General features: G+C 76.1%; 6 protein-coding genes. 5 read left to right on the forward strand and 1 reads right to left on the reverse strand.

Features of this window, described 5'->3' with window-relative positions; genetic code table 11:
• Window positions 1–385: 385 nt before the first annotated feature.
• Window positions 386–1,477: a helix-turn-helix transcriptional regulator gene (locus E0D90_RS22090; RefSeq protein WP_130799789.1), complete on the forward strand. Its 1,092-nt coding sequence runs from the start codon at window positions 386–388 to the stop codon at window positions 1,475–1,477.
• A gap of 107 nt (window positions 1,478–1,584) precedes the next feature.
• Here the strand turns inward: E0D90_RS22090 and E0D90_RS22095 are convergent, their stop codons facing one another.
• Window positions 1,585–3,525, reverse strand: a complete 1,941-nt coding sequence (locus tag E0D90_RS22095; protein WP_170215033.1) for a condensation domain-containing protein — start codon at window positions 3,523–3,525, stop codon at window positions 1,585–1,587.
• 372 nt (window positions 3,526–3,897) lie between these two features.
• On the opposite strand from E0D90_RS22095, the gene E0D90_RS26750 reads away from it, so the two are divergent.
• The 4 genes from E0D90_RS26750 to E0D90_RS22110 form a co-directional block, all read left to right on the forward strand.
• Window positions 3,898–4,068, forward strand: a complete 171-nt coding sequence (locus E0D90_RS26750) for a hypothetical protein (RefSeq protein WP_157996908.1) — start codon at window positions 3,898–3,900, stop codon at window positions 4,066–4,068.
• 278 nt (window positions 4,069–4,346) lie between these two features.
• Entirely contained in the window at window positions 4,347–4,610 is a 264-nt protein-coding gene (locus E0D90_RS22100) for an acyl carrier protein (protein WP_103500597.1), read from the forward strand.
• Between the two features lie 92 nt (window positions 4,611–4,702).
• Window positions 4,703–5,434: an acyl-CoA dehydrogenase family protein gene (locus E0D90_RS22105; protein ID WP_130799791.1), complete on the forward strand. Its 732-nt coding sequence runs from the start codon at window positions 4,703–4,705 to the stop codon at window positions 5,432–5,434.
• Window positions 5,431–6,526 (forward strand): acyl-CoA dehydrogenase family protein (locus E0D90_RS22110; RefSeq protein ID WP_130799792.1); only part of this gene is annotated, 1,096 nt, incomplete at its 3' end. The genes E0D90_RS22105 and E0D90_RS22110, both read left to right, overlap by 4 nt.

The raw sequence follows: 6,526 nt of genomic DNA on the forward strand, positions 1-6,526 counted from the left end.
GCGGCGGAGCGAGGCCCCGGGGCACTGCCGTTCGTGCGTCGCCCACTTGACCGCGCCGGGCTCTCGATCCGCCATCGGACCGCTGTCGGTGCCCGCCACCACCGGATCGCCGCAGGCCGGAACCGGTCCGGCGTCCGGCCGGGCGTGGTTCGCCACCGGCCGCCGGTGCCACCCCGAGGGCGCTTCGACGGCGGTTCGACAGCGGTCCGACAGCGGAAGGGTGGCGCGCCGGGAGCCGCCGCCGGGACGGCCCCCGCGACGGGAGCGGAGCGATGGAGGGCTCGCACACCATGAGCGGGTGGAGCGCGTCCCGGCACCGCCTCGGTGAGAGGGGCACGGGCGGCGGCGACGCTTCGGAACAGCGGCACTCAAGGAGGTACGCTCCATGACCACGACGATCACGGCGACCGTGCCGGGCGCGTCGCCCCGACCGGGTGCGGGACCCGGACGGGAGCTCCCCGGCACGGCTCCGGACAGTGACACCCTGGCCGCCGTCCACCAGTACGCGATGCTGCACGGCGGTGTCTCCACCGCCGCGCTGGACCGGGTGGCGGCCGAGCTGCGGCTCAGCTCCGGGGAGGTCTTCACCGCCGTCGCCCGGCTGGTCGAGATGCACATGCTGCGCAGCGGCGACGAGCCCGGCACCGTGCTGCTCCCGGTCGACGCCCGCTCCGCGGCGGTCGCCGCGCTGTCCCCGATCGAGCGGGCGATCCTCCAGCAGCGCGAGCAGGCCGACCGTCTGCGGGCCCGGATCGACGCGGTGGCCGGTGCCTGCGGGCCGGTGCCCGGACCGCTCGGGGTGATCGACCGGGTGGAGGGCGAGGCGGAGGTCCGCGGGCTGCTGCGGCTGGCCGCGGCCGAGTGCCGGACGGATGTGCTGACGCTCCGTCCGGGCACCGAGGCGCCGGAGATCGGCGCGCTCTTCGACGCCTGCTGCGCCGAACTCGACGGCGGCCAGTCCGTCCGGGTCCTCGCCCCGCACCGGGACCGCGCCGACTTCGCCTCGCGTACCCGCGTCATCCGGCTGGTGGAGCGGGGCGCTGAGCTGCGGACGATCCGCGCGGTACCCCAGGGGGCCATGGTCTTCGACCGCTCGCTGGCGGTCGTGGTCGAGCCGGGCGCCGACGGACTGCCGCCGACGGCGCGCCCGGTCACCGAGGCCACCATGGCGGGCTGCCTGTCCGACATGTTCGAGCTGCTGTGGGAGTCGGCCTCCGCCTTCACCCCGGACGGCGCCGGCTACGACGGCGACATCGCGGACGACTTCCAGCGGTCCATCGCCCAGCTGATGTCCCAGGGGCTCACCGACGAGGCGGTCGCCCGTCGGCTGGGCATGTCGGTGCGGACCTGCCGCCGCCACATCGCCGCGCTGATGCGCAGCCTGGGCTCGGTCAGCCGCTTCCAGGCCGGGGTGCAGCTGGCGCAGCGGCTCGCCACCGGGCAGCCGCCCGGGGCGGAGCTGGGCCAGGTCGCCTGAGCTCCCTCCCGCGCCCGGCGGGCACCCCGGTACGGCACTGAGCGGGCGCGGTTCGGGCCTTCGGCGGGCGGGCGGCCGCACCGTCTCCGGGGAGTCCGGTCGGGGTGTCACCCGCCGAGCGGTGACGTGCACGCGGGCCCCGCCAGGTCGTGGTCCGGACGCGCTGTGTCCGCCGTGTCCGCCGCGCCCGCCGTGTCCGCCGGGCGGAGCCGGGCCGCGAGGGCGGCGAGCGGGCGGACGCCCGCCAGTTCGGCCGGCTCCAGCCCGCTCCAGCCGAGGGCCCACAGCTCCGCGCGGACCCGCGCACCGAGCAGCAGCCGGCCGCCGGCCGCGGTGTAGGACGCCTCGGCGTCCACCGCCGACAGGCCGTTGGCACCTCCCACGGCGCGCAGCAGTGCCTCCCGGGCGGCGGCGCCGGTCGGCGCCGGGGCGGGCGCGCCGGAGCCTCCCGCGTCGTCGTCGGGCTCCGCGCCCGCGTCGACGGTGATCGTGAACCGGTCCGGGCGGCTGACGCCCGGCAACCCGGCGGCGGCGTCCAGCGTCGTCCGCCGCAGCTCCCGCTCCCCGACGGCGGTACGCGCGGTCACCCGGGCCTCCAGCCGCCCGTTCCGGACCGTCACCTCGGCGGCGGCGACCGCCGGATGGGCGCGCAGCGCCGAGGCCACCGCCGCCGGGCGCACCAGATCCTCACCGAGCCGTTCCGGCGCGGGCGCGGCCGGCGGTGCGAAGCCGAACAGCCCGGCCGCCTCGCTCAGCGGCAGGTCCAGGGCCGGGTCCTCCGCGTGGGCGGTGAGCAGCCGCACGCAGCCCTGCAGGAACGCCTCGACGGCCTCGGCGTCCATCACCTCGGCCCGGGCGTCCAGGCCCAGCGCCACCCCGTCGGCCAGCTCCCGGACCCGGAAGTAGCTGTCGGTCCCCGACCTCGCCCAGGCGGCGGGCTCCGCGCCGCGCACGAGCCGGTCCCGGCGGCTGCCGCACCGCTGTGCCGGGGAGCTGAGGAAGTTCACCTCGGACGTCACCCGCAGGGGCCGGCCGCGCCGGAACCCCTCCCGCGCGACCAGTTCGGCGACCTCGTCCCACGGCGCGTAGGCGTGCCGCTGGGCCTGCTCCAGTTGCTCGGCGACGCGCGCGGTCACCTCGGCGAATCCCGGGTCGCCGGCCAGCTCGAAGCGGACCAGAGCGGGGGAGAACATGCAGGTCAGCACGGACATCCGGTCGCCCTCACGATGGCTGGCGAGCCAGCGGTGGGCGACGGTGGTCTCCCCGGTCCAGGCGGCCGTGGCCATCGCGTGAGCGGCGAGATGGACCGCCGAGGGCCAGACCCGCAGCCGTCCGGCGATCTCCCGCACCGCACCGAGCAGTCCGGGGGAGGTCAGGGTGGCGGAGTGCGCCGCCGGCCCGTCGGGGCTGGGGGCGCGGCGGCGGCCGAAGGGGTCGGCGGGCAGGCTCGGCACCAGTGCGCGCCAGTGCTCCAGCGCGGCCTCCCGCCCGGTCCGGCCGAGCGCCGCCTCGGTGGTGGCGAGGTCGGCGGGCTGCCGGGCCACCGGCGGCAGCTGGGCACGGCGGCGGCTGGTCAGGGCGCTGACCAGCTCGCCGAACTCCTTCTGGAACAGGGCCAGTCCCCAGTCGTCGAAGGCGAGATGGTGCAGCACCACCACCAGCCGGCGGGGCGCCCCGCCGGTGGTGACCGCACAGACCCGGATGGGCCATTCGGCCGCCATGTCGAAGGGGCGCTCGGTGAGTGCGGCGATCACCTCGGCCGGGGCGGGGGTCTGGTCTGTCTCGGTGGACGCGGCGTGCAGGGTGAGCGGGCGCGGGGGCTGCACCACCTGCCGGGGCACGGGCCGGGCGTACGGGTCGATGACGGTGCGCAGCCCCTCGTGACGCCGCACCAGATAGTCCAGCACCGTGCGCAACGCGGTGAGGGGTACCCCGTCGGGGACCGGGCAGCCGACCACGATGTGCGCGTCATGCCGATCGGCGGGCGCCGCCTGCTGGTAGCGCAGCCAGTGGTAGCGCTGGCCCCAGCAGAGCTCGGCGTCGCGCACCGCGGGGGGCGTGGGGCCGCCCGCGGCCGGCCGTGTGTCGGGTGGGGGGTGAGCCCCGGTCGGGGTCCGCTGGTGCATCGCCGCCTCCTGTCCCGTGCCGTCCGGGTGCTCCCGTCGGCCCCGGTCCGGCCGTGCGCCGCGTGCGCACGGAGATTCCAGGATCCCCACTCCGGGGAAAAGCGGCAGCATTTCGCGGTGTCCGCTTGATGCCTGTCATTTACTGCCACCGCGGAATGCGGGGAGTGCCCCGGGAAAGGGTTGACGGTGCGTCGCGGATCCGGGAATCTCGTTGTTGTCGGGGAGGAAAACCTCTCCGGCGGACGGCGCCTCTCAGGGGTCGTCAACCCCTCTCTGTGGAAGGTGTGATGCAGAATGTCGCAGCCCGTGAACAAGGCCACCGCCAAGGCTTCCGCCAAGATCGCCGCGAAGTCCGCCGCCGGCAAGTGCACCGCGAAGTCGGCCGCGGCCAAGGCCATCGCCGCGAAGTCGGCTGCTGCCAAGGCGATCGCCGCCAAGTCGGCCGCGGCGAAGAACTCCCTCTGAGTCTTCGTCACGACCTGCTGGCAGCGCCCAGTCGGCAGTACTGCCGTCGGTCCGGGGGCCTAGCCCCCGGGTGATCCGCCGGACCAGGCGCCGGCAGCCCCTCGGGGCTCGCCGGCGCCCGTACCGCCCCCGCCCCGGGGCGGCACGGTACTGCCGCCGCGGCGCGCCGGAGAAACACATTCCGGGAGAACTCCGGGTGACCACCCGTTGGGCCGAGCCGTGCCGCCCGGAAATGATTCAGCGCCGCATTGTCAGGCGTAAAGGAAAGGATTGTTCCAGTGGATCGCGCCGAGATAGTCGAGCACCTGCGTCATTCCCTTTCCGTGATCCTCGACCGGCCGCTCCCCGAATTCAGTGCCGAGACCAGGATCCTGGAAGACCTGGAGCTCGACTCCATGCGTTTCATCGAACTGCTGATGAGCCTGGAGGACACCATCGGGCTCGACGTGGACCCGGAATCCCTCGAACCGGAGGTGTTCGGGACCGCGGGCTCGCTCGCGGACTACATCAGGAACCGGACGGAGCTCGCCGAGGCCGGCTGACCGGCCCGGGGCACTCCGCGAACGGCATCGCCGGACGCCCGTGGGTACGGGCGGCCGGCGCCCTGCCGGCCCGTCACCACGGAGGACGACAGATGAGCGACACGATCGCGGCATGCGAGGCGACCGCCCACGCACAGGGCCTCGCGCCCGGCCTCGCTCTCGCCCTGCGGGAGGCGGGCCCCGGGGCCCCGCCCGGCGGGATCGCGGCCCTGCCCGCGGACGCCGTGCCCGCCGGGGCCACGGTCCTCCCGCACCGGCTCGCCGAGCGGGAAGGGGTGCGGTTCGTCCGCCGGCAGCCCGGACCGTCCGGCACGTCCGGACCATCCGGACCGTCCGGTTGTCCGGGCTTGCACGCACCACCCCACCCGGCCGGCGTCCACGCCGGGTCCGGCCCCGCCGCCTCCTCCTTCGGCGCGCTCCTCGGCGCGGTCCGCGCCGGTCTCGCCCGCCGGCTGCTGGACGACGCCGTCGCCCACCTGTCCGGGCGGACGGCGGGCGGGGAACTCCTCTCCCGCAAGCAGTTGGTGCTCGGCACGGTCGCCGATGTCCACACCGGCCTCGCCGCCGCCGTGCAGCTGCTGCGTGTCGCGGGCGGCAGCGCCGTCGCCGTCGCCGACGCCCACGACCGGATCACCGCCCTGGACTGGGAGGCGGCGAAGCTCCTCGGCGCCTCCGGCTTCCTCGCCGAAGGCCCCGCCCGCGCCGGCTACGTCGGCTGGCTGGTCGCCTCGTCCTGGCTGGCCGAACCCTCCGGTGACGCCCCGGCAGCCCCCGCCGCACACCCGGCCGCCGGGTGGCCCCAGCCCGAGGAGGAACGGCCGTGACCGTACCGGACGCCCCGCTCGACCCGCCGCTGCGCGCCCTGCGTGCCGACTGCCGGACCGCCGGCCGCGCCCTGCGCGCCCACGCCCTGGCCGTCGACGCCGACCCCGGCGGCGAACAGCGCCAGCTCGACTCCCCGGTGCTCGCCCTGATGCGCGCCGCCTCCACCCCCAAGGAGTTCCGCACCCCGGGCATGCCCGACGACCTCGACAGCACCGACGGCTGTCTGCCGCGCGTCGTCGCCACCGTCGAGTTCGCGCGCGGCGACGCCGGCGTGGTCTGCTCCAACTCCGGGCCCTCCCTGGCCGGCGTCGCCGTGGACACCCTCGGCGACGAGGCGCAGCGGGCGCAGTTCTACGACGCCATCGCCGACGGCCGCTCCTGGACCTTCTTCGGGATGACCGAACCCGCGCGCGGCAGCGACGCCGGCGCCATGGAGACCCGGCTGGACGCCCTGCCCGACCCCGCCGACGGCTACGCCCTCACCGGCGCCAAGCGGTATGTCGGCAACGCCTCCCGCGCCACCGTCGGGGTGGTCTTCGCCCGCACCGGCAGCACCGCCCTCTCCATCCGCGGCGCCCTGGTGCCGCTGCCCGCCGAGGGCTTCGTCGCGGAACCGCTGGACATGATGGGCCTGCGCGGCGCACGCATCTGCCAACTCGACCTGGAGGGGGTGCGGGTCCCGCGCGCCCAGCTGCTCGGCGCGCATCTGCCCGCCTCCCGCCGCGGACTGTGGGGCATCGGACGCACCTTCAACGCGATGCGGCTCCAGATCACCGCGCTCGCCCTCGGCACGGCGTGGGCGATCCACGACGGCGTCGCCGAACTGCGCCCCGGCTGGGCCGGACTGGAACCGGTCACCGCCCGGCTGACCGCGGCCTGCGCCCTGCTGTACGACGCCGCGGCCGCCGTCGACCTCGACCCGGACGCGCGCCGTCCCCCGTCCGCCGCGAAGCTGCACGGCACCGACCTGGCGGTGCGCACCGCGCACTGGGCGGCGAACGCCGCCGGACCCGGCGGGCGTCTCATGGACGGTGTCGGTGATGGCGGGTGTGGCGGTGGTCATCGGGGCTCCCAGATCTGCGAGAAGAAGA

The sequence above is a fragment of the Streptomyces otsuchiensis genome, from assembly GCF_004305975.1.
In the GTDB taxonomy this organism is placed as follows: Bacteria; Actinomycetota; Actinomycetes; order Streptomycetales; family Streptomycetaceae; genus Streptomyces; species Streptomyces otsuchiensis.

Coding starts and splice junctions, on each gene's coding strand:
- E0D90_RS22090 (WP_130799789.1), top strand. CDS start 386: ATGACCACGACGATCACGGCGACCGTGCCGGGCGCGTCGCCCCGACCG.
- E0D90_RS22105 (WP_130799791.1), top strand. CDS start 4,703: ATGAGCGACACGATCGCGGCATGCGAGGCGACCGCCCACGCACAGGGC.
- E0D90_RS26750 (WP_157996908.1), top strand. CDS start 3,898: ATGTCGCAGCCCGTGAACAAGGCCACCGCCAAGGCTTCCGCCAAGATC.